Below are 23,396 nucleotides of genomic sequence, written 5' to 3'. Positions count from 1 at the left end.
CTCAAGACTTATGTTCAGCCCTCGAACGCGTCGATCGACGCCTTGCTCCCGCGCGAGACCAGCGTCTCGTCCGCCGCAGGCAACGGCTCGCCCTTGTCGCGAAAGCGGTTGGTGATGGGATAACGGCGGTCGCGGCCAAAATTCCTGGCCGTCACCTTCACGCCGGGCGCGGCCTGGCGGCGCTTGTATTCGGCGACGTTGAGCAGATGGTCGATGCGGGTGACCGTGTCGCGATCGAAGCCGGCAGCGATGATCTTGTCGAGCGGCTCCTCGCGTTCGATGAGGCCTTGCAGGATGGCATCGAGCACGTCGTAGGGCGGCAGCGAATCCTGGTCGGTCTGGTTCTCCCGCAGCTCCGCCGTCGGCGGACGCGTGATGATGTCGGGCGGAATCACCTCGCCCGCCGGTCCGAGCGCGCCATCGGGCTTCCAGCTGTTGCGCAACGCCGCCAGCCGAAACACCTGCGTCTTGTAGATGTCCTTGATCGGGTTGAAGCCGCCGTTCATGTCGCCATAGAGCGTGGCGTAGCCGACCGACATTTCCGACTTGTTGCCCGTCGTCACCACCATCAGCCCGGTCTTGTTGGAGATCGCCATCAGCAGCGTGCCGCGGGTCCGCGCCTGGAGATTCTCCTCGGTGATATCGGGCGGCAGATTCTTGAACAGACCGGACAGGATGGTCTCGAACCCGGTCACGGCTTCCGCGATCGGCAGCACCTCGTAGCGGATGCCGAGATGGCCGGCGAGCTCGCCGGCATCCGCGATCGAGTGTGCTGCCGTGTAGCGATAAGGCAGCATCACGCCGTGCACCTGGTCGGCGCCGAGCGCATCGACCGCGATCGCTGCGCACAGGGCGGAGTCGATGCCGCCGGAGATGCCGAGCAGCACGCCGGGAAAGCCGTTCTTGGCGACGTAGTCGCGCAGGCCCAGCACGCAGGCGGCGTAGTCGGCCCTGTCGCCTTCCAGCTGCTCGGCGATCGGACCCGCACAACGCCAGTCGTCACCGTTACGGGTGAAGCGCAGCGTCGTGACGCTTTCCGCGAACGCCGGCAGTTGCGCTGCGAGCGAGAGGTCGCCGTTGAGCGCGAAGGAGGCGCCGTCGAACACCAGCTCGTCCTGGCCGCAGACCTGATTGAGATAGACCAGCGGCAGGCCGCTCTCGGTGACGCGTGCCACCGCGACCGACAGGCGCACGTCGCTCTTGTCGCGGGCGTAGGGCGAGCCGTTCGGCACCAGGATGATCTCGGCGCCGGTCTCGGCCAGCGTCTCCACCACGTTCTCGTAGTCCTCGGACTCTTCCAGCCAGATGTCTTCGCAAATCGGCACGCCGATGCGGACGCCGCGCACGGTCACGGGGCCCGCCGCAGGGCCGCGCGAAAACAGCCGCTTCTCGTCGAACACGCCGTAATTCGGCAGATTGCATTTGAAGCGCAGCGCGGCGATGCGGCCGTCGTCGAGCAGCGCGCAGGCATTGTAGAGCCTGTTATCCTCGACCCAGGGCGTGCCGACCAGCATGGCCGGGCCGCCGTCGGCGGTTTCGCGCGCGAGCGCCTCGATCGCGGTGCGGCAGGCAACCTGGAATGCCGGCTTCTGCACCAGGTCTTCCGGCGGATAGCCGGCGATGAACAATTCCGGAAACAGCACGAGTTCGGCGCCGTCGGCGACAGCCTGCGCACGCGCTGCGCGCGCCTTGGCGGCGTTGCCCTCGATGTCGCCCATGGTCGGATTGAGCTGGGCGAGCGTGACCGCGAATGTGGTGAGACGTTCGGTCATGGCCGCCGCACTCCAATTGTCGGGCTAGAGGAACCCCAATCGCTCGATGATGGCGATGATCCAGAACGCGCCGGCCATCAGCAACGCAACGCCGACCGCGGCCGAGCCCATGTCCTTGACCCGCCCGATCTGCTTGTCGTGATCCATGGTCAGGCGGTCGGCGAGCTTCTCGATCGCGGTGTTGAGCAGCTCGACCACCAGCACGAACGCGACCGCACAGACCAGCTCGACCGCGCGCATCGCGGTCGCGCCGACGAACCAGGCGAGCGGCAGTGACGCGAGGAGCGCAAAAATCTCCTCCCGGACGGCCTGCTCCGATCGGAACGCAAAGGCCAGACCGTTACGGGAATTGATCGTGGCCTTCCAGATCCGCAGCAAGATCTTAGAGCCCCGCTGCGGCCGGCATCGGCCTGACCTTGCCGGCGCGCTCCTGCTTGAGGAGCTCCGCGACCAGGAAAGCCATGTCGATGGACTGCTCGGCATTCAGGCGCGGATCGCAGACCGTGTGATAGCGGTCGTTGAGGTCCTCGTCGGTGATGGCGCGGGCGCCGCCGATGCACTCGGTGACGTCCTGGCCGGTCATCTCCAGATGCACGCCGCCGGCATGAGTGCCTTCCGCCGCATGGATGGTGAAGAACGATTTCACTTCCGACAGCACGCGGTCGAACGGGCGCGTCTTGTAGCCTGACGTCGAGGTGATGGTGTTGCCGTGCATCGGATCGCACGACCAGACCACCACCCTGCCCTCGCGCTTCACCGCGCGGATCAGACCCGGCAAGTGGTCGGCCACCTTGTCGGAGCCGAAGCGGTTGATCAGCGTCAGCCGGCCCGGCTCGTTGTCGGGGTTGAGCACGTCGATCAGCTTCAAGAGCTCGTCGGGCTTGAGCGAGGGGCCGCACTTCAGGCCGATCGGGTTCTTGATGCCACGGAAATATTCGACATGGCCATGATCGAGCTGGCGGGTGCGATCGCCGATCCAGATCATGTGGCCTGACGTCGCGTACCAGTCGCCGGTGGTGGAATCGACCCGGGTCATGGCCTGCTCGTAGCCGAGCAGCAGCGCCTCGTGGCTGGTGTAGAAATCGGTGGCACGCAGCTCCGGATGGCTTTCGAGATCGAGGCCGCAGGCCTGCATGAAGTTGAGCGCGTCCGAGATGCGGTCGGCCAGCTCCTTGTAGCGGCGGGACTGCGGCGAGTCCTTGAGGAAGCCGAGCATCCATTGATGCACGCTGCCGAGATTGGCGAAGCCGCCGGTCGCGAATGCGCGCAGCAGGTTCAGCGTCGCGGCCGACTGGCGATACGCCATGAGCTGGCGCTGCGGATCCGGGACGCGCGCTTCCCTGGTGAAGGCGATGTCGTTGACGATGTCACCGCGATAGCTCGGCAGCTCGACGCCATCGACCTTCTCGGTCGGCGAGGAGCGCGGCTTGGCGAACTGGCCGGCGATGCGGCCGACCTTCACCACCGGGACGGCGCCGGCATAGGTCAGCACCACCGCCATCTGGAGCAGCACGCGGAAGAAGTCGCGGATGTTGTTGGCGCCGTGCTCGGCGAAGCTCTCGGCGCAGTCGCCGCCCTGGAGCAGGAAGGCTTCGCCGGCCGCAACGCGGGCCAGCGACTTCTTCAGATTACGTGCCTCGCCCGCGAACACCAGCGGCGGAAATGTCGCAAGCTGCGCCTCGACGTCGGCCAGAGCCTTGGCGTCGGGATAATCGGGCACCTGCAGAACCGGCTTGCTGCGCCAGGACTCGGGCGTCCATCGCTCGGACATCGCAATCTCTCCGTGAAGCAAAAACCACAACCTGATCTAGGGGTTGCGAGGGCCGCCTTATACACAGGCTGGCCGCGGCCCGCCAGTTGTAAATCCATTTGGCACTGCAAACCCTTGCAGGAAAAGTCAAATTCGCATTTGCTGGGAAAGCTTGAGGAAACTGGCAGGACAGCTTCTGCCCATGGGCGCGGCACTGGACGACGTTTTCATCGACGAGATCAGCTTCCCGGCGACCGACGGGTATGTGCTGACCGGCACCCTGTTCCTGCCGCGCGGCACCAAGCGCCATGCCGTGCTGATCAACTCCGCCACCGCCGTCCCGCGAAAAATCTATCGCGGCTTTGCCTCCTATCTCGCCCATCGCGGCTGCGCGGTCCTGACTTACGACTATCGCGGCATCGGCGACTCCCGCCTGCCGGCGATGGTCGGCTACAACCAGCCGAAATCGCTGGTCGGCTTCAAGGCCTCGATGTCGGACTGGGCCGCGCTCGACGTCACTGCCGCGGTGCGCTGGATGCGCGAGCGCTATCATGGCCTGCCGCTCGCCTATGTCGGCCATTCCTTCGGCGGCCAGGCGCTCGGGCTGATCGAAAACAACAGCGACATCGCGCGCGCCGCCTTCGTGGCCTCGCAGGCCGCGACCTGGCGGCTGATGAATTCGCCGGAAAGATACCGCGTCTTCGCCTTCATGAATTTTGTCGGCGTGCCGCTCGTCCACGCGCTCGGCTATGCGCCCGGCTGGGCCGGCATCGGCGAGGATCTGCCCAAGGGCGTCTTTCTGCAATGGGCCGAGTGGGTGTCGAGTCCGCGCTATCTCTTCGATTCAAAATTGCCGGCGCTCGACAACTTCGCGAAGTTCAAGGGCGAGCTGCGCGCGCTGTGCTTCTCCGACGATCCCTGGGCGACACGGCCCGCAGTCGAGCTCCTCACGGGCGGCTTCACCGCGATCAAGCCGGAGGTACTGACGGTCAAACCATCCGAGGTCGGCACCAAGGCCATCGGCCATTTCGGCTTCTTCCGCCCCGAGCACCGCGACACGCTGTGGCGCGGCGTCGCGGAATGGATCCAGGGGGAGTGAGCGTCAGCGGATAATCGTCGTCAGCGACGAGTAGCGCCTGTTCGGCTTGGCTTCGCCCGGCGCGAATTGCGCAAAAGCGTCGCTGACGCGGACGGCCGGCGGCGTGTCGCCGGCGAAACGGAATTCCTTCGGCTTCGGCGCGTAGAAGCTGGCACGGTAATAGGCGTCGTCGAAGCGCGCCTCACCGACGCCGAACAATGCGTCGCAGACGAACAGGAGCGCGTAGACGCCCGCGATCGCAGCGACGATCTCCCTGAAAATAGACATGCTGATGCCCCAACCTTTTGAGGCGAGGATGCATGCCGGTTCCAAAACCGAGGTTTAAGGCGGTCGCCTTCTTGTCCGCAGGGTTTGCCGCTCCTGAGCGGAATGCAGACAATTTTATCGATCTCGAAAAAGAAGCCCGCCTGACCGGATCAGGCGGGCTCCAGGCTTGGCCGATCGGGAGGTTATCAGACGGCCAGATTCATCCACACCGCCTTGGGCTCGGTGAAATTGTCGATCGCGGCGGTGCCGTGCTCGCGGCCGAGGCCGGAATCTCGCTCACCGCCCCAGGGCAGCCGCACATCGGTGTAGCCATAGGTGTTCATCCAGACCGTGCCGGCGCGTGCCCGCTTGGCGAAGCGTTGCAGCTTGCCGATATCGCGGCTCCAGACGCCGGCGGCGAGGCTATAGGCCGTGCCGTTGGCGATCCTGAGCGCGTCGGCCTCGTCCCTGAACTTGATGAGGCTGACGACAGGTCCAAAAATCTCCTCCTGCGAGACCCTCATCTCGTGCGCGACATTTGCAAACACGGTCGGGCTGATGAAGTAGCCGCGGTCGCCGACACGTTCGCCGCCGGTGACGAGGCTCGCGCCCTCTGCCCTCCCGATATCGACATAGTCGAGGATCGACTTCATCTGCTTCTCGGAGATGACGGGGCCGAGCGCGGTCTTGCGATCGAGCGGATCGCCGATCCTGAGCGATTTCGCGCGCGCCGCGATCCGCTCGACGACCTCGTCATAGACCTTCTCCTGCACCAGCACGCGCGAGCCGGCCGAGCAGACCTGGCCGGCATTGAAGAAGATGCCGGAGGCCGCAGCCTTGCTTGCTGCTTCAAGGTCGGCATCGTCGAAAATGACGTTAGCGGACTTGCCGCCAAGCTCGAGCGAGACACGCTTGAAATTGCCGGCCGCGCCTTTCATGATTCCGCGGCCGACGCCAGGCGACCCGGTGAAGGTGACCTTGTCGACATCAGGATGATTGACCAGCGCGTCGCCTACGACGCGGCCGGGACCGGTGACGACATTGAAGACGCCCGCCGGCAGGCCGGCTTCGAGCGCGAGCTCGGCGATTCGCAGCGCCGACAGCGAGGTCAGCTCGGCCGGTTTCATGACCACGGTGCAGCCGCAGGCCAGCGCCGGCGCGAGTTTCCACATCCCGATCATCAGTGGGAAATTCCACGGCACGATCGCCGCGACCACGCCGACCGGCTCGCGCACAGTGTAGGTCAGGGCATCATCGCGCACGGGCACGACGTCGCCGCTGATCTTGTCGGCCCAGCCGGCGTAGTAGGTCAGCGTGTCGACGGCGGCCGGAAAATCCTGGCGCATCGTCGCGGAGATCGGCTTGCCCGCATCGATGGACTCGATCTCGGCAATCTCATCGGCATGCTGCTTGAGCAACTCCGCCCAACGCAGCAGGATCTGGCCGCGCTCGGAGGCGCGCATCGTGCGCCAGGGGCCTTCGAACGCCCGGCGCGCGGCGGCGACCGCATGCTCGACATCGGCCTCGTTGCCTTCCGCGACGATTGCGATGACCTGCCCGGTGGCGGGATTGAGGGATTTGAAGGTGCGGCCGGAGCTGGCGGGAACGCGGCGGCCGTCGATGAGCAGATGCTGTGGCCGGGCCATGAACTCGGTTGCCGGCGAATGCGCAAAGTCATATGCAACTGACATCATATTTCTCCCTGTTCTGGCATACCAGGATAGGCGCCTATTGGCCGGAGTAAATATGATATGGTTTGCAATTGGGTGCCCCATATATGAAGCCAAGTTCATAAGGCAGGCCGATGCTTCAGATCGAGATCGAGGCCGTCTGGCGGTTTCGCCGCGAGGGCAATCCACGCTCCGTGGTCGTCATGCTCGGCGTCCTCAACGAAATCCGCAGGACCGGGAAGATCACCAGCGCGGCCAGCGACGCGCAGCTCTCCTATCGCCATGTCTGGAATCTGATCGAACAGTGGTCGGAGTTCTTCGGCACTCCCCTGGTCGAAACCCAGCGCGGCAAGGGGTCAAAACTCACGCCGTTCGGCGAGCGGCTGGTGTGGGCCGGCGAGCGCATGCAGGCCCGGCTCGGGCCGCAGCTCGAAAACCTGGCGCAGGAGCTCGCGAGCGAGATCAAGCCGTTCCTCGAGCAGCGCCCGTCGGTGATCCGCGTCCATGCCAGCCACGGCTTTGCGGTGGCAAAGCTGCGCGAATTCCTCGACCGCGAGCCCGGCATCGGCGTCGATCTGCGCTATGTCAGCAACCAGCATTCGCTGGTCGCGCTGGCGCAAGGTGCCTGCGATCTCTCCGGCCTGCATCTGCCGCACGGCGCGCTACGCGCGCAAGGCATCAAGGCGGCGCGCGAATGGCTCGATCCGCGCGAGGACCGCATCATCAGTTTCGTCACCCGCGAGATGGGCCTGATGGTCGCGCGCGGCAATCCGCTGCGCGTCGCCTCGCTTCATGACCTCACCGGACCAAACGTCCGCTTCGTCAATCGCGACCATGATTCCGGCACGCGCCTGCTGTTCGACCAGTTGCTCGCCGCAAACGGCATCGACGAGAGCAGGATCAATGGCGCGCAGCAGATCGAGTTCACCCACGCCGCCGTCGCGGCCTATGTCGCGAGCGGCATGGCGGATGCGAGTTTCGGCGTCGAGGCGGCCGCACGGCATTTCGGCCTCGATTTCATCCGCATCCTCACCGAGGATTATTTCTTCGTCTGCAAGCGCGCGTTCCTCGATACCGGGCCGATGCAGCGCATCCTCGAAATCATCCGCAGCGCCGACTTTCGCGCCGCGATCGCCACCCTGCCCGGCTACGTACCGTCCGATACCGGCGCGGTGACCGGCGTGAAGGCGTTTCTGGAGATGCACGCCGTGCGGTGATGAAGGGCGCGCTCACCTTGTCCGCGGCGGGCAAGAGTGGCAATGTCGCAAGCAATTGGCTCAAGAGACTTCGTCATGTCGCGCGCGAGCGCCAAACCGCTGCCCCAACTGAGCGTTCGGATCGACCTCGACAGCGAGGACCGGATCGGCCCCGGAAAGATCGAGCTGTTGGAGCAGATCCGCGAGCACGGCTCGATCTCGGCGGCAGGCCGGGCCATGGACATGTCCTATAAGCGCGCCTGGGATCTCGTCGACGAGATCAACCGCATCTGCGGGCATGCCGCGGTGGAGCCACAGGCCGGTGGCAAGAACGGCGGCGGCGCGATGCTCACGCCCTTCGGCGAAAAACTCGTTGCGCGCTACCGCAAGATCGAGCGCGACGCCGCGCGCGCCGTGCACAAGGAGCTGGAAGCGCTCAGGAGCGACATCGCCCGTTCGCGGAAATCGTGAGTTGACGGTCATTCGGCCCGCGGCCTGCTATCGCATCCAGCGTGGGATGGGCAGGTTTTTCTGGCGCAGGAATTCCGGGTTGAACAGCTTGGATTGATAGCGCTGTCCGCCATCGGCGAGGATGGTCACGATGGTTTTACCGGGACCGAGGTCGCGCGCAAGCCGCATCGCTCCGACGATGTTGATCGCGCTCGAGCCGCCCAACACCAGTCCTTCGTGCGCGATCAGGTCGAACAGAACGGGCAAGGCTTCCTCGTCCGTGATCCGATAGGCGATATCGATCGGCGTACCTTCCAAATTCCTGGTCACGCGCACTTGCCCGATCCCTTCGACGATGGAGTCTCCGTCCGTCGTCAGCTCGCCCTTGGTGAACCAATTGTAGAGAGCGGCGCCCATGGGATCGCTGAGCGCGATTTTAATGCTCGGATTTCGTTCTTTGAGCGCTCGCGCGACTCCACCCAAGGTCCCGCCGCTGCCGACGGCACATGTGAAGCCGTTAATACGTCCGCCCGTTTGCTGCCAGATCTCCGGACCGGTCGTGCGATAGTGGCCCTCCCGATTGGCGACATTGTCGAATTGATCGGCCCAGAACGCGCCGAGCTCCTCGGCGAGCTGACCGGAATAGCGGGCGTAATGACCGGGATTGGAATACGGCACAGCGGGCACCAGCCGCAGATCGGCACCACACAACCGCAACATGTCCTTCTTCTCCTGACTTTGCGTGTCAGGCATCACGATCACGCTGCGATAGCCGCGCGCATTCGCCACAAGCGCTATGCCGATGCCGACATTGCCGGCCGTTCCTTCGACGATGACGCCGCCCGGCATCAGCTTGCCGCGCCGCTCGGCATCGTCGATCATGGCGAGCGCCGCGCGATCCTTGATCGAACCACCGGGATTGAGAAATTCGGCCTTGCCGTAGATCTCGCAACCCGTGGCCTCCGACGGCCCTCGTAGCCTGATCAACGGCGTGTTGCCGATCGAATCCAGGAAGCCCGTTCGAACACCGTTCATTGCCTGCCCACCTCTGCGCACTCACAATTTAGGCGAGCGAGCGGACAATGCGATTCTCTAGTTCAGGGGACGCGTGCAATATTTTGGGCGTTCAACCTGCCCAGTCGGCAATTCCATTCTTGGAGCCGCGTTTCATCTGCGCTGTTTGGCCCAGCCCGCTAGTTCGGCCGCACCGACATTTCGGGCGTCGGCTGGGTCAGCGCTTCGCCAAGCAGCCCCTGCTCCGCCTTCGGGATCGAGAAGCGGACCCTGAAGCCGTCCTCGGTCTGGAGCGTGATGATGCGTTGGGTCGTGTCGGTCGACTGCTCGATCGCCCAGGAGGCCAGCGGATAGGCGTAGCGTAGACTCTGGTCGCCGTAGCGGGCTTTCAACGCGGCCTCGAGCAACCCCGGCAGCGTCATGATCAGCGCGCCGACCTGGTTGAGCGAGACGCTGACCGCAGCAGCATTGCCCGCCACATCCTCGAAGCCCAGCGAGATCGCACCGCCACCCTCTGCTACCTCGCAGCTCGTCAGCGATTTGACCTTGATTTCCACCGCAAATCCCCGCGCGACGACAACGCTATATCTATTAGGATATAACGATTCCGCCGATACCGTCCAGTCGAATTTCCTAGAACTTCTCGAATGAGTGCTCTTGCAGCGGAGCCCATGTGTCCGGTCAGATCGCCGGCTCGTCCTTCAGCGCCGCGATCACCTGCTCGCCCTGCGCGGTCAATCGATAGGTCACGAGCGGACGGCTCGACGGCGGCTTGCGGTCGATCTCGACGATATAGCCGCGCACCATCAGGGCTTCGAAGCTGCCATAGTAGCCGTACATGCTGATCTGGTTCTGCCTGAGCAGCTTGAACTCGCGCAACAGACGGATCTCGTTGCCGGAGAGCAGCGAGCGGCGCACGCGCTGAACGAACCGCGCGCGCTGCGCGAACCAGGCTTGATCGGGCAATTCGTGCGCGGCCGGCACCGGGTCACGTTGGCAGGGAGGCGCGTCCTGCGGGGCGTCGGAGGCGACCTGAGCCAGGCATGGCATGCTGCCGACGACCGCGTCCTTGGCCACGTCGAGCAATGCGATCGGCCAGCGCCGCTTGTTGTCCACCATCACCGGCGGCGGCACGACATTGTCACGCACCAGTTGCTCGAAGCGGCCGGCGGTCACGCCGACATGGGCCGCCGCGCGACGGCGGTCGACCAGACGCGTGTCCCGCGCGATCCCGGGCTCGCAAACAATGTTCTCGTCCACCCCAAATTCCCCGGCGCCTCGTTGCGCATGGCATGGCGGTCTCCCGGGACCGGCCGAACCGGCGGCGAACCTAGGTGGGACGAGCGCTCTCGAAAAGCAGAGAATTTCGTACATGTTGATGCCGTTTCGGCAACGGCTATAATTCGTCCCGGGGATCCATGCGATTTCATTCACCGGCCATCCAGTACTTCCACGCCGTCCGCCGCACCGGCTCGATCCGGGCCGCCGCGCGCGTCCTGAACGTCGCCTCTTCGGCTGTCAGCCGCCAGATTCTCAAGCTTGAACAGGAGGTTGGATCGCCCCTGTTCGAGCGCAATGCACGCGGCCTGACCTTGACGACGGTCGGCGAGATGCTGGCCCGGCACGTCATGAACGTGCTCCAGGACCTCGACCGCTTCCGCTCGGACGTCGCGTCCCTGTCCGGCGCCTGGCACGGCACCGTCAGCATCGCCTGCATCGAGTCGCTCACGGAATCTGTGCTGCCGGACCTGATCGCCGCGCATCGCGGCCGGGCCCGCCGTGTCAGCTTCGCCACCGAGGTGAAGGGATCGTCGGACGTGCTGGAGGCACTCAGCCGCGGCGAGGCCGACATCGGCATCGCCATGGCGCTCCGCCATCCGCCGGATCTGCGCCAGGTCGCATTGAAGCGGTTTCGCCTCGGCGCGGTGGTCGCGCGCGAGCATCCGCTGGCGCGCCGCAAGACGGTCAGGCTGGCGCAATGCCTCGCCTTCCCCGTCATCCACGCGCTGCCGGAGCTGTCGATCTATCATCTGCTCCAGCCGCTGATTGCGCAGCTCTCCGAGACACCGGAGCCGGCAATCCAGGCCAACTCGATCGACCTGATGCGCGAGCTCGCCGCGCGCGGTGTCGGCGTCGCCTTCCAGACCCAGCTCGGCATCAGCCGGCTGTCGCGCGACAGCCGGCTCGTCTTCCTGCCGCTCGACAATGCCGGCAGCCCGGTCTGGTCCGACCTCGGCATCTATGTCCGCGCCGAGCGCACCCTCCCCGCCTACACCGAGTCCTTTCTGCAAGAGCTGGTGCGCGACCTCGGCGAGCGCGAGCGGCAGGAGAACGCGGCGTATCCACCGACGTCGTGAGCCAGGGCTCAGTGGCTGGCCGCCTTGCGGTGGCCGCTTTCGCTGAGGCGGTCCACCCAGGCGATGCCGATTGCGGAGATGATGAAGGTCAGGTGGATCAGCACCTGCCACATCACGCCGGACTCGGTGAAATTGCTGCGCGTGGTGCCGAGATTGCCGGCCTCGATGAAGGTCCGAAGCAGCGAGATCGAGGAGATGCCGATGATCGCCATCGCCAGCTTGATCTTGAGCACGCTGGCATTGACGTGGCTGAGCCATTCCGGCTCGTCCGGATGGCCATTCAGGTTCAGGCGCGAGACGAAGGTCTCGTAACCGCCCACGATCACCATCACCAGCAGGTTCGAGATCATGACGACGTCGATCAGCCCGAGCACCACCAGCATGATCTGCTGCTCGCTGGCGTCGAACGAGTGCACGACCAGGTGCCAGAGCTCCTTCAGGAACAGCAGCACATAGACACCCTGCGCGATGATGAGGCCTACATAGAGCGGCACTTGCAGCCAGCGGGAGCCGAAGATGAGCTGGGCAAACGGGCCGATCTGCGGGCGCGGCACGGCATGCGCCGAAGGTGCTTTGGGTTCAGACGTCATGGATCACTCCGGATTGCGGGCAGACTTGTCGCCTCAGAGACTCGCGATGACAGGCGCAAGCTCGAGCGAGCCGCGATAGATCATTTCAAAGGCGACGTAAACGATGATGGCGAGACCGACATAGGCGATCCAGCGCTGCTTCTGGAGCACGCGGCCGAGCAGGTCGGCGGCGACGCCCATCATCGCGACCGACAGCAGCAGGCCGAAGGCCAGGATGTAGGGATGCTCGCGCGCGGCGCCCGCGACCGCGAGCACGTTGTCCAGCGACATCGAGACGTCGGCCGCGACGATCTGGAGCGCGGCCTGCCCGAAGGTCTTCCGCGGCGCCGATGTGCTGCTCGCGCCGCCGCCATGGTTGAACGCGAGCTCCGCGTGCGTCGTCTGCTCGCGCAGCTCTCGCCACATCTTCCAGCAGACCCAGAGCAGCAGCACACCGCCGGCGAGCAGCAGGCCGATCACTTGCAGGAGCTGGGTCGCGACGCCGGCAAAGAGGATACGAAGTGCGGTGGCGGCGACGATGCCGACGACGATGGCGCGGCGGCGCTGCTCGGCCGGCAGGCCGGCGGCGGCAAGGCCGATGACGACGGCGTTGTCGCCGGCGAGCACGAGGTCGATCAGGATGACCTGGAGCAGCGCGGTCAGTGCGTCAGCGGTGATGAGTTCAGTCATGATTGATCATTTTTTCGATGCGGACGGATCGAGCCATTGCGGCTTCTTCCGCTCGACCCAATCCAGAACCTTGGCGCGGGACGAGCGTAGCGCGGGCACGTCTTCGGCGAGCAAGGCGAGACCGAGCGGCAGCATCCAGATGCCGAGCACCGGCAGGAAGGAGAACACGCCACCGATGATGAGCAGCGCGCCCGAGGGGATTCTCACCCAGCGGCTCGACGGCTTGAGCAGATAGGTGACGGTGTCACCCATACGCGGCGGCAGACGATGAACGAGCTTGTCGAGACGCGGGTCACCGCCGGCCATCTGGCCGGTGGTGTCCCCAGCTCGCGTCGTCGATTCGTCCGATGCTGCGCTCATGCTCACTCCATTGGGTCCGGTGCGCTATTCGGTGCGCACCGCGTTCGGCGTCACCGGCTTCGCGCGCGGCAGCACCAAGGTCAGCAGGCGCAACAGCTTGATCGCCTGCACTTCATGCGGATGCACATCCTCGTCCGCGGCCGCGACGCGCTCCGATAGTTCCATCAGATGGGACGATAGCGACATGTTCGAAACCGGGCGCAGCGTGTCGATCACCACATTGGCAAAGTCCGGCTCCTCGAGCCGTTCCGCCAGCTCGTCGAATATCGCAAACAGGCGCTCGTCGCTCATGTGCGGCGCCAGATCGCGGTCCCGGATGAAGCGGATCACCTCGTCGCGCTCGACCGGCGACACGCGCCGGTCGGCCACGGCGACCAGCGCGCCGGCAATCACCAGCGCCACCGCCGCCTGCTCGTTCAGGCTGGACGGCTCGGTGATCTCGATTTCGATCGGGTTTGAAGTAGTGGCGTCAGACATCGATGCTCCCTTAATCTTGCGAAATGACCGCGCGGAGCTGCGATGGGGACGACAGGTCGGAGGGAATTCAAGAAGGCCCGACGATCGGCCGATCCATCGCATTCGCGCGGGACAGGTCATCCGACATCACGAGGTTTGCCGACATAAGTCGGCGTCCTCGCCAGAGGGGCCCGGATTCTTGTTCCTCCCAGAGATAAAGATGGGTCCGCCGGAATCAAGGCAGCGGGAGTGCGACCAGCCGCCGCAACCGCTCCGAGGCCGATCATGTCGACATCGCACAGGGTCTTGCGGCAAGCGAGTCCCCGCAGGATCGAAGGTCGCGCTCTTGATCCCGGTTCCGATGTGACGTGCAGTTCCGTTGAAACGGGATCCAGCGTCAGCCCTCGGTTTCTCTGCGCTGGCGCTGCGCGTACTCTGCACCCCATCCAAGGCCGAGCGTCACCGAGATCAGCGAGCCGAGCAGCACGCCGAGCTTCGCTGCATCCAGCAACCTGTCGTCGGTGAAGGCGAGCATGGCGATGAAGATTGACATGGTGAAGCCGATCCCGGCGAGCAGCCCGATGAGGCAGACACCGGTCCATGAGACGCCTGGCGCCAGTCTGCACCAGCCGGTGCGCACGGCGAGCCACGTTGCGCCGATCACGCCGATCGGCTTCCCTGCGCACAGCGCGAGCGCGACGCCGAGCGTCACGAACTGCGCACCGTCCGTGAACTTCATGCCGGTGAAACTGACGCCGGCATTCGCCAGCGCGAACAGCGGCATGATCCCGTAGGCGACCCAGGGATGCAGCACCGTCTGAACGCGTATGACGGGCGGCTCGCTCTCGCGACGGACCGACCGGACCGGCGTCATCAGGCCGAGCACGACGCCTGCAAGCGTCGGGTGAACGCCGGCCATCAGGAATCCCGCCCAGATGATGGCCGCCGGCAGGACATAGGCCCAGGCCGAGCCAAGCCCGATTCGCTGAAACCCAAGCACCATCAGCACGCCGAGCGAAGCGACGACAAAGCCGCCAGAGTCCAGCCCGCCCGCGTAGAACAGGGCGATAATGAGCACCGCGATGATGTCGTCGATGATGGCCAGCGCCAGCAGAAAGATTCGGACATTGGTCGGGATCGATTTTCCGAGTAGCGCGAGCACACCGACGGCGAAAGCGATGTCGGTCGCGGTCGGTATTGCCCAGCCCTGGTCACGCCCCCAAGCGGCGTTGAAGCTCAAATAGATCAGTGCGGGGACGACGACGCCACCCAGAGCGGCGAGCACCGGCAAGACCGCCTGATCAAACCTGCTGAGCGCGCCCTCGTGAATCTCGCGGCGGATCTCCATGCCGACGACGAGGAAGAACACGGTCATCAGCGCATCGTTGATCCAGAAATGCAGGGATTTGACGAAGGTGAATTCGCCGAGGCGAAGCGGGATCAGTAGGTTCCAAAGATCATGATAGGAATGGGCAAAGGGCGAGTTGGCCCACAGCAAGGCCGCGGCCGCCGCCACCAGCAGCACGATCCCGCTGACGGCTTCGACATGCAGGAACTGCTGGAGCGTGGCGAGCGCTCGCTCGACGAAAGGCTGGGATTTGGACAGGTCCCTGCCGGGGAGCTGATCGTTCATGGGGCGCACGCTTTCCGCGTGGCGGCCCGACCATCGCTTGACCTGTCGCTGCCCAAACGCAGCGAGCACCCGGGGCTGTTCTACACGGTGATCGGATTAAGGCAACCCCGCTCCGCGCGCCTGCTTCGATCGATCTGCTGGAACCCCGACGCAGTGAGGATCGTTGGTGCACCTCATGACACTTAGCCGCACGGGAACTTCATGTGTCGCTGGATCGCATACCGGGGCGAGACAACTTCGTTCGAACCTTACGTCACCGAGCCCGAGCATTCGCTGATCGCGCAGAGCATCCGCTCGCTTCAGTCCACGGCCGGCGCGAATGGCGACGGCTTTGGTCTCGGCTGGTATGGCGAGCATCCGGAGCCCGGCCTTTATCGCGAAACGCGGCCGGCCTGGTCGGATGAGAATCTGCGCTACCTCTGCCGCCATTTGCGCTCGCATCTGTTTTTCGCCCATGTCCGCGCCGCCACCGGCACGGCCGTGACGCGGCAGAATTGTCATCCGTTCGCCTGCGGCCAGTGGATGTTCATGCACAACGGCTTCGTCGGGAGCTGGAATCGCCTGCGTCGCAAGGTCGAGGCGCTGATCCCCGATGCCTATTATCCCTCGCGGCTGGGCACGACCGATTCCGAAGCCGTGTTCCTCGCCATGATGGGTGCGGGCCTCGACAGCGATCCGCTTGGCGCAACGCAAACCGTGCTGCAATCGCTTGTCGGCCTCGTCAACGAAGGCCAGCTGCGCGAACGGCTGCGCTTCACCAGCGCGATCGCGAATGGCCGTGATCTCTACGCCTTCCGGGTTGCGGTCAACGACGCCGCCAACACGCTCTATTATCGCGAAGCTGGCGACCAAATCGTCGTCGTGTCCGAGCCGTTCGACAAGGAAACGGACTGGACGGAGGTGCCGCCGAATCACGCCCTGATCGCGCGTGCGTCCGACAGCGTGAAAATTGTTCCGTTCAACCTTGCGATTTCCGGGGGCACTGAGGCGGAACCGGCCCCGGTCAGACGGATTATTGCCCGCAGGTAATACCACTGCGGGGCGGCCAATGACATTTGCTTCGGACGTCTTGAAACTGCTCCGCCTCGATTCCTCGGATGACAGGCAGCACCTCGTTATTCGCTCCGCCGGAGGACGCGGCAAGGCGGCTGAATATTCGTTCGGCATCGAGGAGGAATATTTCCTCGCCGATCGCCGGTCCTTCGAGGTCGCGATCGAAACGCCCAATGCACTGTTCGAGTCCGCGAACTGGTCGACCGGCGGCCAGGCCATGCGCGAAATGTTGCAATCCCAGCTCGAAGTCGCCACCAACGTTCACGTCGATGTCACAGACGCGCGGGAAGAGCTGAGGTTCCTGCGCCGCGAGGTCGCCAACGTCGCCGCGCAATATGGCTTCGTGATCATGGCCTGCGGCACCCACCCGACCGCGGTCTGGCGCATGTCGCAGCCAAGCCCGAAACCGCGCTACGAGGAGATGATCGAGGATCTGCGCAGCATCGGCCACCGGAACATGATGTGCGGCATGCATGTGCACGTGCAACTGCCCGATCCCGAGAAGCGAATGGCGGTGATGCGGGCGATGCTGCCGCATCTGCCGCTGTTCATCGCGCTGTCGGCCTCCTCTCCGTTCTGGAATTCGCACAAGACGGGACTGAAGGGCTATCGGCTGGCCGCCTATTCGGAGCTGCCACGCACCGGCCTGCCCGAATTGTTCGAAAACAGGCAGGACTACGACGAATATATCGGCGCGCTGCAACGCTCCGGCGTGATCCCCGATGAAAGCCACATCTGGTGGGCGATGCGCCCTTCCATGAAGCACCCGACGCTGGAGCTTCGCGCACCCGACACCTGCACCTTCGTCGACGATGCCGTCGCGATCGCCTCGCTCTATCGCTGCCTGACACGGCATCTCTATCGGCGGCCTCATCTGTCGAAGGAGGTCACGGTGGTCGAACGCGCGATTGCGGTCGAGAACAAATGGCGGGCCCAGCGCTATGGCACCGACTGCATCTTTGCCTCGAAGGACGGACCGGTCACGATCTCCGAGCTGCTCTCCCGGCTGATCGACGACACCGCCGAGGACGCGGCCGTACTGAATTGCACCGCCGAGGTCGAGCACTGCCGCACGATCGTGGAGCGCGGCAGCTCCGCCGAATTCCAGCTCCGCGCCTACCGTGAAAACGGCGACGATATCGCATCCGTGTCACGATGGATCGCTACATCCACGATCTCGGGAACGAGCGCGCCCACAGGCCGCAGTGCGCAGGCGACGCCATAGCGCTCGCGCAAGCTTTGGGACCGATAAGGGCGTTCCGGAATTTGCCATCTCTCGTACAGTGTCCTGGAGAAGCGCGTGACTCATATTACCTGCTGCGCCGGCTGCGGCCACGGTCTGGTCCCCATCCTGTCCGAGAAGGGCTCGACGGCGTCGAGCTGCTTCTGGTGCGAAGGCGTCGACGCGCGAACGATGGAAATGGCGAAGTGGGCGGACAGCCCTTCCGGCAAACCCGAGCGCACCCCGCTTCAATCGTTTGAATGAGCTTCAGACGCCCGGCGAAACTCCGGTCCATCCGCATGATGGTGTTTTCCGGCCTGCACGATCACCATGCTGAGCAAATGAGCCAGGAAGGATAGCCCTGCTCCTTGTGCCAGTTCACGCAGCTCGGTGCTGATCTCGGCAATATAGCGGGCAACCTCCTGCGGCCTTCCGCAGCCATCTGGCATAGGAACTCCCCGATTAGGACTTCATGAGACCGGTGTCTCGGTTCAAAAGGTAACCTAGGGGCCTTAATCCCGCCGGGCTGAATGCGTTCCGCGGCCGCGCGCGGAGCACCCGTGCGGATGCACCGCTCCAGCCAGGGTTGCCGATAAATTGGACAAATTGGCCCTGGTGACGAACTTGCAAAGCTCACGCGGCGATCGCGGCAGACTGGCGAAACGGATTCCCTAAGCTCTGGTGCCATCTCGATTTTTTCTCCGGCCACAAGGCACCAAAAGGCCGCCTGCCGCGCTGCAACCTGACTGGCCCGGAATTCGCAAGACAGCACCGGACCTCGTTCTGGCCTCCCACCGCGTGGAGCGGCGAGATGCGCACGCGCAGCTCCGGGATGACCGGCCGAGAATTCGGAGAATGCCATGAATGTGCATGCTGCAGGCGATCTCAAATTCACCGGCCTCACCCGCCCGAACGGCGCGCCCCTTCGTCTCAACGATCAGGACTTTGTGGCGATCGATCGCGACAAGAATACGAAGTATGAGGCGACATACCGGCCGCAAGCACTCTACAACCGCGCCAACGAAGGCTTTCACGCCAACAACGAGACCTTCCTGCTGCACGAGGTCGCGACCAACCTGCCGATCTACCGTCCGGACACCGGCCCTACCGATTTCCATCTTCATCTGCCACCGGGCGGCTTTCAGCTCGTGCTGGTCACCTCGGGCGCGTTCACCTTCGACTATGACGGGCGCTTCTACAATGTCGGCCCCGGCGCGGTGATGCTGCAAAGCGCGATCGTCCACCGGCAGCTCTTCTACACCTGGTCGGGACTGTCGACCGAAGAGAATTTGAAGACGCCGCAGACGGTCGTGCCCGATCCGATCTCGATGGGCTATTCGGGCAAATTTCTCGAAGCCTTCATCACCGACCCGACCACATTTCCGAATCCGACCATCGTCGGCCCGGACCAGATCAACGAGGCCGAGACGCCGCGCGTGGCCTGGAGCCATCCGCTGCACAACCGGCCTGCCGATGCCGGCTTCTGGCTTCAGGACCCCCTGGCCCTGGATGCGCTGTTCAAGCCGCTCACCGATGGCGCGGTCAAATCGGCCATCCCGGTTTACGTGCGCGATATCGGGATCGAGGCTCCGAGCGGTCATCTCGTCACCGGCCACATCATCGCAACCGACCCGCGCGGCCAGTCGCTTCTGCCGAAGAGCACATCGGTTGCTGCGGACACCAGCTGTTTTTCCAAGGGTGAAGTCGTGATCTATCGCGTCATTCGCGGCACGGCGGAGTTCAAGAAGAAGACCGGCGAGACCTTTGAACTGTCCGTCGGCGATGTCGTGACGGCGGGCAAGGCCTCGATCAGCCTCATCGGCGTCGGTGAAAACACGCAAGTCCTGCGGCTCGGCCTTCTCAAAGGAATGAACGAGCTCCGGAGCTGGACGCCGACACAGCGCGACGAGATCGACGGCCTCGCCGGTCAGATCATCACGCACAAGGACGTCCGCCCCCTGCGCACCGAAGGCAAGCCGGTCGGGTATTTGTACGCATAACGACACAAAAAAGGGACGGCCCGCCTGAGCGGGCCGTCCGATCTGACTAGCGCAATGACCCGCTGTATAGCTGCCGCTCCTTGCGAACCTCTTCGGCACCGTAAGGCTGGCCGGCGGGATCAAACGATTTCCAGCCGGCTTTCTGCCAGGCGGCACTGCGGTCCCGCAAATTGACGGACGACTCGTTCAGGATGGTGTCGAGGCGGGATTGATCCGCATCCGCCACCCGCGCCGATACCAGCGTGCCACCCCGACGAACACCTTCCGCGTAGGAGTGCGCATCCTCCTGCGAGATTCCAGCCTCCGTGAGCGCTCCGACGATGCCGCCGGTCGCCGCTCCCGCGGCCGCACCGACCGCGGTCGCAGCCAGCCAACCCGCTGCAACGACTGGGCCAAGGCCAGGGATTGCCAGCAAGCCAAGGCCGGCAAGAAGGCCTGCGGTGCCACCCACGCCAGCGCCGATGCCGGCGCCCTTCCCGGCGCCCTCGGCGCGATCGTCGACACCATCGCGATCACGGTCCACCTTCTTGTCGGTGCTGAACCAGCTATCCGAATTGTTGGCGACGATGCTGATGTCCGAATGTGGTACCCCGGCAGCCTCGAGGCGCCGAACCGCCTGCTGAGCATCATTGTAATTGTCGTAAAGACGAGAAATCGTAACGGTCATTTTGAGTCTTTCTTACTTGGCCGAATTAACGTTGCCTTGAAAGTCGACGCTTACCGCGGTAGCCGATCCGCCCTTGCTGGCCCGGCCGCGCCAAACGCCATTGTCGTCCTTCTTCAACTCGGTGACGTTGGTGTACCCGGCATCCTCGATCTTCGACTTGGCCTGTCCTTCGGTGAAACTGTTGCGGCCCGCGACAGGCGCATCGGAGTTGTTCTGACCGGCGCTATTGACCGCGTTGTTGTTCGGGCCTGACTTCGCCGGAGGATTTTGCGCTGAGGCCGGGACCGCAGCCAATGCTGCGGCGGCCGCGAACAAAGAAATACAAATGAAGAGCGACGTACGTTTCATAATTGTCTCCAAAGCTTGAGGACTGACCCAAGCTCCCGGCGGAGCTTTCGTTCCTAAAGTCACGCGGAGACAACGTCCAGGCGATCAAGTCCGGAAAAATATCATCCAAACGATTGCCATGATCAGAACTGCAAGTGCCACGCTCACACCCAGCAGCATCAACACGCTCGGACCGAGTTCGGCCTGGCGCGCTTCGGTCGAGGTTTCCACGATGCGTCCGCTCTCGTCTCGATTCATAACATTTGTCCGGTGATCCGAGGGATGAGTGGGACCGCAGGTGCCGGACCGGCAAGCATGCTCGACCCAGCATTCAGAACCATCAAAATGAAAAGCTTGCGCACGGACGTTTCCTGCTGTTCGCGTCAAATCGCCAATGAATCTCAAACGAACCCTGGTGGTTCGTTCCTATGCTCGCCGGCAAGCGATCAAGGCCTGGCTCGGCATCGCCAGGGCGACCTGCGCCGGCCCTCGGCTGTCTTCCTCCACCTGTCGCACCATTCCGTTTTAGGAACATACCGTCGCGGCCCCTGTTGCGATTGCACGACATGACCCGCGAATGCGCATGCCGTCCCCAAGAATGGAGATTTGACCATGCGTGCACTCTGTTGGCACGGCAAAGGCGACGTCCGGGTGGACACGGTCCCCGATCCCAAAATTCAGCATGCGCGCGATGCGATCATCAAAATTACCGCCTGTGCCATCTGTGGCTCGGACCTCCATCTCTTTGACGGTTACCAGCCGACGATGGAAAGCGGCGACATCCTTGGCCATGAGAATATGGGCGAGGTGATCGAGCTGGGTTCGGAAGTCACGAATCTCGCGATCGGCGACCGCGTCGTGGTTCCTTTTACGATCAGCTGCGGGAATTGTTGGTTCTGCCAGCAGGGATTGTTTTCCTGCTGCGACCGGACCAATCCGAACGCGGAGGTCGCGGCCAAAGCGATGGGACAATCGCCCGCGGGACTCTTCGGCTTCAGCCACATGCTGGGTGGCTATTCAGGCGGACAGGCCGAATATCTGCGCGTCCCCATGGCCGATATCGGTCCCATCAAGATTCCCGACAGCATCACGGACGAGCAGGCGTTGTTCCTGTCTGACATCTTTCCGACGGGCTACATGGCGGCGGTCAATGCGCAGATCGAACCGGGCGACACGGTCGCGATCTGGGGATGCGGTCCGGTCGGTCAGTTCGCGATCCGCTCCGCTCTCATGCTGGGGGCGGGACGCATCATAGCGATCGACGAAGTGCCCGAGCGCCTCGAGATGGCGGAAGCCGGCGGCGCGGAAATCATCGATTTCTCGAAGGCCGACGTTCATGAGGAGTTGATGAGGCGAACCAATAAGCGTGGTCCGGACAGCTGCATCGATGCAGTGGGTTGCGAAGCATCGGGTCATGGCTCGGCCGACGCGGTGCTCGACAAGGTCAAGGCCGCGACATTCCTCGCGACGGATCGCGTTCACGTCCTGCGACAGGCCATCATGGCCTGTCGCAAGGCAGGCACGATATCGATTCCCGGCTTCTATGTCGGAATGGGTGACAAGATCCCGCTCGGCGCCGCCATGAACAAGGGTCTGACGATCAAAACCGGGCAAACCCATGTTCAAGCCTACACCAGGCCGCTGCTCGCCAAGATCATCGAGGGCGAGATCGACCCCAGCTTTGTGGTGACTCATCCGGCCAGTCTCGAAGACGCGCCCGAGATGTACCAGAAATTCCGCGACAAAGAAGCCGGCGTCATCAAGGTCGTCATGCGACCCGGACGCTGATCCGAAGCCCATCCCTTGCCGTCATCCAACAGCTGACGCCGTTCAACGAAAGTCAATATGCGCATCCTGAAAAGACGTTCGCAATCGCCGGCGGCCAGGACCCTTGGTGCTCTGACGGCACATCCCCTCGCCTCCGCGATCGTCGCGACGGCCGGCCTGATGGTTGCGGCCGCGGCCATCAATCGACGGCTGTCCGACAAGGCACAGCGCGATAACCCGCCACAAGGACGATTCATCGACATCGACGGCGTCCGCCTACACTATGTCGAGCGGGGATCCGGTCGGCCATTGGTCCTGCTCCATGGCAACGGCAGCATGATCCAGGATTTCGAGTCCAGTGGTCTGATCGATCTTGCCGCCAAGGACTATCGCGTGATCGTGTTCGATCGTCCCGGATTCGGCCACAGCCAGAGGCCCCGAAATGTCGTTTGGACGCCTGCGGCCCAAGCCGATCTTTTCAGGGATGCCCTTGCGCACCTTGGCGTCGGCAAGGTGATCGTGCTCGGACATTCCTGGGGAGCGTCCGTGGCGGTCGCCCTGGCGAGCAGGCATCCTTCAATGGTCGAGGCGCTGATACTGGCGTCGGGATACTATTTCCCGACGGCCCGCACCGACGCGATGATGGCGATGGCCGGGCCGGCGATACCGGGGTTTGGCGATATCCTCAGCCACACGATTTCACCGATCCTCAGCCGCCTGATGTGGCCGGCCACGCTGCGCCGACTGTTCGGGCCCAGATCCGTCCCGCAAAAATTCGATGGCTTCCCGAAAGCACTGGCCGTGCGTCCGTCGCAGCTGCGTGCCGGCGCCGCCGAGGCAGCATTGATGGTGCCTGCGGCCATTCAGTCTGCGAAGACGTACGGCGAATTGTCCATGCCGGTCATCATCCTGGCCGGTGAGAACGATCGTCTCATCGACATCGACGAGCAGTCCGGCCGGCTGCATGATGAAATCAAGCACAGCAAGATGCGCCGCGTCCCGAACTCAGGCCACATGATCCAGCAATCGGATACGGCCGACCTGATGGCCGCGGTCGACGAGGCCGCGGCGGCAACGCTGCATTGAAAGCACTGCGCC

General features: G+C 63.9%; 26 protein-coding genes. 9 read left to right on the top strand and 17 right to left on the bottom strand.

Annotated elements, in window-relative coordinates; genetic code table 11:
* Positions 1–14 precede the first annotated feature (14 nt).
* The 3 genes from I3J27_RS14960 to I3J27_RS14950 are packed head-to-tail and all read right to left on the bottom strand — an operon-like array spanning position 15 to position 3,543.
* A complete protein-coding gene (locus I3J27_RS14960; RefSeq protein ID WP_270170507.1) occupies positions 15–1,772 on the bottom strand; it encodes an NAD+ synthase in 1,758 nt (585 codons plus the stop codon).
* Between the two features lie 24 nt (positions 1,773–1,796).
* A complete protein-coding gene (locus I3J27_RS14955; RefSeq protein WP_270170506.1) occupies positions 1,797–2,150 on the bottom strand; it encodes a diacylglycerol kinase in 354 nt (117 codons plus the stop codon).
* A 4-nt stretch (positions 2,151–2,154) separates the two neighbouring features.
* Positions 2,155–3,543: a class II 3-deoxy-7-phosphoheptulonate synthase gene (locus I3J27_RS14950; protein WP_270170505.1), complete on the bottom strand. Its 1,389-nt coding sequence runs from the start codon at positions 3,541–3,543 to the stop codon at positions 2,155–2,157.
* 181 nt (positions 3,544–3,724) lie between these two features.
* On the opposite strand from I3J27_RS14950, the gene I3J27_RS14945 reads away from it, so the two are divergent.
* Entirely contained in the window at positions 3,725–4,621 is an 897-nt protein-coding gene (locus tag I3J27_RS14945) for an alpha/beta hydrolase family protein (RefSeq protein ID WP_270170504.1), read from the top strand.
* 3 nt (positions 4,622–4,624) lie between these two features.
* Here I3J27_RS14945 and I3J27_RS14940 read toward each other — a convergent pair whose 3' ends face one another.
* A complete protein-coding gene (locus I3J27_RS14940; RefSeq protein ID WP_270170503.1) occupies positions 4,625–4,888 on the bottom strand; it encodes a hypothetical protein in 264 nt (87 codons plus the stop codon).
* 185 nt (positions 4,889–5,073) lie between these two features.
* On the bottom strand, positions 5,074–6,558 hold the full coding sequence (locus I3J27_RS14935; protein WP_270172782.1) for an aldehyde dehydrogenase family protein: 1,485 nt from the start codon (positions 6,556–6,558) through the stop codon (positions 5,074–5,076).
* 113 nt (positions 6,559–6,671) lie between these two features.
* On the opposite strand from I3J27_RS14935, the gene I3J27_RS14930 reads away from it, so the two are divergent.
* Together I3J27_RS14930 and I3J27_RS14925 are read left to right on the top strand one after the other, a co-directional pair.
* Positions 6,672–7,754 (top strand): substrate-binding domain-containing protein, encoded by a 1,083-nt coding sequence (locus I3J27_RS14930; RefSeq protein ID WP_270170502.1) that lies wholly within the window; start codon positions 6,672–6,674, stop codon positions 7,752–7,754.
* A gap of 75 nt (positions 7,755–7,829) precedes the next feature.
* On the top strand, positions 7,830–8,204 hold the full coding sequence (locus I3J27_RS14925; protein WP_270170501.1) for a winged helix-turn-helix domain-containing protein: 375 nt from the start codon (positions 7,830–7,832) through the stop codon (positions 8,202–8,204).
* Between the two features lie 27 nt (positions 8,205–8,231).
* Here the strand turns inward: I3J27_RS14925 and I3J27_RS14920 are convergent, their stop codons facing one another.
* The 3 genes from I3J27_RS14920 to I3J27_RS14910 all read right to left on the bottom strand — a co-directional run bounded on the left by I3J27_RS14920 (position 8,232) and on the right by I3J27_RS14910 (position 10,457).
* Positions 8,232–9,218, bottom strand: a complete 987-nt coding sequence (locus I3J27_RS14920) for a cysteine synthase A (protein ID WP_270170500.1) — start codon at positions 9,216–9,218, stop codon at positions 8,232–8,234.
* Positions 9,219–9,376: 158 nt separating this feature from the next.
* Entirely contained in the window at positions 9,377–9,754 is a 378-nt protein-coding gene (locus I3J27_RS14915) for a hypothetical protein (protein WP_270170499.1), read from the bottom strand.
* Between the two features lie 124 nt (positions 9,755–9,878).
* Positions 9,879–10,457 carry a hypothetical protein gene (locus I3J27_RS14910; RefSeq protein ID WP_270170496.1) on the bottom strand — a complete coding sequence of 193 codons (579 nt, stop codon included), beginning with the start codon at positions 10,455–10,457 and terminating at the stop codon, positions 9,879–9,881.
* A 158-nt stretch (positions 10,458–10,615) separates the two neighbouring features.
* Between I3J27_RS14910 and I3J27_RS14905 the strand changes: the two genes are divergently transcribed.
* Positions 10,616–11,554 (top strand): LysR family transcriptional regulator, encoded by a 939-nt coding sequence (locus I3J27_RS14905; RefSeq protein WP_270170494.1) that lies wholly within the window; start codon positions 10,616–10,618, stop codon positions 11,552–11,554.
* Between the two features lie 8 nt (positions 11,555–11,562).
* On the opposite strand, the gene I3J27_RS14900 is transcribed toward I3J27_RS14905, so the two are convergent.
* The 5 genes from I3J27_RS14900 to nhaA all read right to left on the bottom strand — a co-directional run bounded on the left by I3J27_RS14900 (position 11,563) and on the right by nhaA (position 15,262).
* Positions 11,563–12,144: a TIGR00645 family protein gene (locus I3J27_RS14900; RefSeq protein ID WP_270170492.1), complete on the bottom strand. Its 582-nt coding sequence runs from the start codon at positions 12,142–12,144 to the stop codon at positions 11,563–11,565.
* Positions 12,145–12,177: 33 nt separating this feature from the next.
* On the bottom strand, positions 12,178–12,813 hold the full coding sequence (locus tag I3J27_RS14895; RefSeq protein WP_270170490.1) for a TerC family protein: 636 nt from the start codon (positions 12,811–12,813) through the stop codon (positions 12,178–12,180).
* 6 nt (positions 12,814–12,819) lie between these two features.
* Entirely contained in the window at positions 12,820–13,173 is a 354-nt protein-coding gene (locus I3J27_RS14890; protein ID WP_270170487.1) for a hypothetical protein, read from the bottom strand.
* 24 nt (positions 13,174–13,197) lie between these two features.
* Positions 13,198–13,650: a TerB family tellurite resistance protein gene (locus tag I3J27_RS14885; protein WP_270170485.1), complete on the bottom strand. Its 453-nt coding sequence runs from the start codon at positions 13,648–13,650 to the stop codon at positions 13,198–13,200.
* Between the two features lie 376 nt (positions 13,651–14,026).
* Entirely contained in the window at positions 14,027–15,262 is a 1,236-nt protein-coding gene (nhaA, locus tag I3J27_RS14880) for a Na+/H+ antiporter NhaA (RefSeq protein WP_270170483.1), read from the bottom strand.
* 201 nt (positions 15,263–15,463) lie between these two features.
* Here nhaA and I3J27_RS14875 point away from each other — a divergent pair, with 201 nt between their 5' ends.
* Positions 15,464–16,291, top strand: coding sequence for a class II glutamine amidotransferase (locus I3J27_RS14875; RefSeq protein WP_270170481.1), 828 nt, complete (start codon positions 15,464–15,466; stop codon positions 16,289–16,291).
* A 19-nt stretch (positions 16,292–16,310) separates the two neighbouring features.
* Complete coding sequence (locus I3J27_RS14870) at positions 16,311–17,540, top strand: carboxylate-amine ligase (protein WP_270170468.1); 1,230 nt, start codon at positions 16,311–16,313, stop codon at positions 17,538–17,540.
* A 245-nt stretch (positions 17,541–17,785) separates the two neighbouring features.
* Here I3J27_RS14870 and I3J27_RS14865 read toward each other — a convergent pair whose 3' ends face one another.
* A complete protein-coding gene (locus I3J27_RS14865) occupies positions 17,786–17,986 on the bottom strand; it encodes a hypothetical protein (RefSeq protein WP_270170466.1) in 201 nt (66 codons plus the stop codon).
* Positions 17,987–18,397: 411 nt separating this feature from the next.
* Between I3J27_RS14865 and I3J27_RS14860 the strand changes: the two genes are divergently transcribed.
* Positions 18,398–19,537: a hypothetical protein gene (locus I3J27_RS14860; RefSeq protein ID WP_270170459.1), complete on the top strand. Its 1,140-nt coding sequence runs from the start codon at positions 18,398–18,400 to the stop codon at positions 19,535–19,537.
* A 46-nt stretch (positions 19,538–19,583) separates the two neighbouring features.
* Here the strand turns inward: I3J27_RS14860 and I3J27_RS14855 are convergent, their stop codons facing one another.
* The 3 genes from I3J27_RS14855 to I3J27_RS14845 form a co-directional block, all read right to left on the bottom strand.
* Positions 19,584–20,204 (bottom strand): general stress protein, encoded by a 621-nt coding sequence (locus I3J27_RS14855; RefSeq protein ID WP_270170456.1) that lies wholly within the window; start codon positions 20,202–20,204, stop codon positions 19,584–19,586.
* Positions 20,205–20,216: 12 nt separating this feature from the next.
* Positions 20,217–20,552 (bottom strand): hypothetical protein, encoded by a 336-nt coding sequence (locus tag I3J27_RS14850; RefSeq protein ID WP_270170455.1) that lies wholly within the window; start codon positions 20,550–20,552, stop codon positions 20,217–20,219.
* Positions 20,553–20,636: 84 nt separating this feature from the next.
* A complete protein-coding gene (locus tag I3J27_RS14845; protein ID WP_270170454.1) occupies positions 20,637–20,789 on the bottom strand; it encodes a hypothetical protein in 153 nt (50 codons plus the stop codon).
* Between the two features lie 354 nt (positions 20,790–21,143).
* Between I3J27_RS14845 and I3J27_RS14840 the strand changes: the two genes are divergently transcribed.
* Entirely contained in the window at positions 21,144–22,319 is a 1,176-nt protein-coding gene (locus I3J27_RS14840; protein ID WP_270172780.1) for a zinc-dependent alcohol dehydrogenase, read from the top strand.
* 57 nt (positions 22,320–22,376) lie between these two features.
* Positions 22,377–23,384: an alpha/beta fold hydrolase gene (locus I3J27_RS14835; protein ID WP_270170452.1), complete on the top strand. Its 1,008-nt coding sequence runs from the start codon at positions 22,377–22,379 to the stop codon at positions 23,382–23,384.
* The last annotated feature ends 12 nt before the right edge of the window (positions 23,385–23,396 follow it).

It is taken from the genome of Bradyrhizobium xenonodulans, from assembly GCF_027594865.1.
GTDB lineage: Bacteria > Pseudomonadota > Alphaproteobacteria > Rhizobiales > Xanthobacteraceae > Bradyrhizobium > Bradyrhizobium xenonodulans.
The sequence above is the reverse complement of the archived record's forward strand: the minus strand, read 5'-3'. Positions and strand labels throughout refer to the sequence as shown.

Bases quoted from the DNA above. Each gene is read 5' to 3' on its own strand.
- I3J27_RS14960 (WP_270170507.1), bottom strand. From the start codon at position 1,772: ATGACCGAACGTCTCACCACATTCGCGGTCACGCTCGCCCAGCTCAAT.
- I3J27_RS14950 (WP_270170505.1), bottom strand. From the start codon at position 3,543: ATGTCCGAGCGATGGACGCCCGAGTCCTGGCGCAGCAAGCCGGTTCTG.
- I3J27_RS14945 (WP_270170504.1), top strand. From the start codon at position 3,725: ATGGGCGCGGCACTGGACGACGTTTTCATCGACGAGATCAGCTTCCCG.
- I3J27_RS14940 (WP_270170503.1), bottom strand. From the start codon at position 4,888: ATGTCTATTTTCAGGGAGATCGTCGCTGCGATCGCGGGCGTCTACGCG.
- I3J27_RS14935 (WP_270172782.1), bottom strand. From the start codon at position 6,558: ATGTCAGTTGCATATGACTTTGCGCATTCGCCGGCAACCGAGTTCATG.
- I3J27_RS14930 (WP_270170502.1), top strand. From the start codon at position 6,672: ATGCTTCAGATCGAGATCGAGGCCGTCTGGCGGTTTCGCCGCGAGGGC.
- I3J27_RS14925 (WP_270170501.1), top strand. From the start codon at position 7,830: ATGTCGCGCGCGAGCGCCAAACCGCTGCCCCAACTGAGCGTTCGGATC.
- I3J27_RS14920 (WP_270170500.1), bottom strand. From the start codon at position 9,218: ATGAACGGTGTTCGAACGGGCTTCCTGGATTCGATCGGCAACACGCCG.
- I3J27_RS14905 (WP_270170494.1), top strand. From the start codon at position 10,616: ATGCGATTTCATTCACCGGCCATCCAGTACTTCCACGCCGTCCGCCGC.
- I3J27_RS14900 (WP_270170492.1), bottom strand. From the start codon at position 12,144: ATGACGTCTGAACCCAAAGCACCTTCGGCGCATGCCGTGCCGCGCCCG.
- I3J27_RS14895 (WP_270170490.1), bottom strand. From the start codon at position 12,813: ATGACTGAACTCATCACCGCTGACGCACTGACCGCGCTGCTCCAGGTC.
- I3J27_RS14890 (WP_270170487.1), bottom strand. From the start codon at position 13,173: ATGAGCGCAGCATCGGACGAATCGACGACGCGAGCTGGGGACACCACC.
- I3J27_RS14885 (WP_270170485.1), bottom strand. From the start codon at position 13,650: ATGTCTGACGCCACTACTTCAAACCCGATCGAAATCGAGATCACCGAG.
- nhaA (WP_270170483.1), bottom strand. From the start codon at position 15,262: ATGAACGATCAGCTCCCCGGCAGGGACCTGTCCAAATCCCAGCCTTTC.
- I3J27_RS14875 (WP_270170481.1), top strand. From the start codon at position 15,464: ATGTGTCGCTGGATCGCATACCGGGGCGAGACAACTTCGTTCGAACCT.
- I3J27_RS14870 (WP_270170468.1), top strand. From the start codon at position 16,311: ATGACATTTGCTTCGGACGTCTTGAAACTGCTCCGCCTCGATTCCTCG.
- I3J27_RS14865 (WP_270170466.1), bottom strand. From the start codon at position 17,986: ATGCCAGATGGCTGCGGAAGGCCGCAGGAGGTTGCCCGCTATATTGCC.
- I3J27_RS14860 (WP_270170459.1), top strand. From the start codon at position 18,398: ATGAATGTGCATGCTGCAGGCGATCTCAAATTCACCGGCCTCACCCGC.
- I3J27_RS14855 (WP_270170456.1), bottom strand. From the start codon at position 20,204: ATGACCGTTACGATTTCTCGTCTTTACGACAATTACAATGATGCTCAG.
- I3J27_RS14850 (WP_270170455.1), bottom strand. From the start codon at position 20,552: ATGAAACGTACGTCGCTCTTCATTTGTATTTCTTTGTTCGCGGCCGCC.
- I3J27_RS14845 (WP_270170454.1), bottom strand. From the start codon at position 20,789: ATGAATCGAGACGAGAGCGGACGCATCGTGGAAACCTCGACCGAAGCG.
- I3J27_RS14840 (WP_270172780.1), top strand. From the start codon at position 21,144: ATGCGTGCACTCTGTTGGCACGGCAAAGGCGACGTCCGGGTGGACACG.
- I3J27_RS14835 (WP_270170452.1), top strand. From the start codon at position 22,377: ATGCGCATCCTGAAAAGACGTTCGCAATCGCCGGCGGCCAGGACCCTT.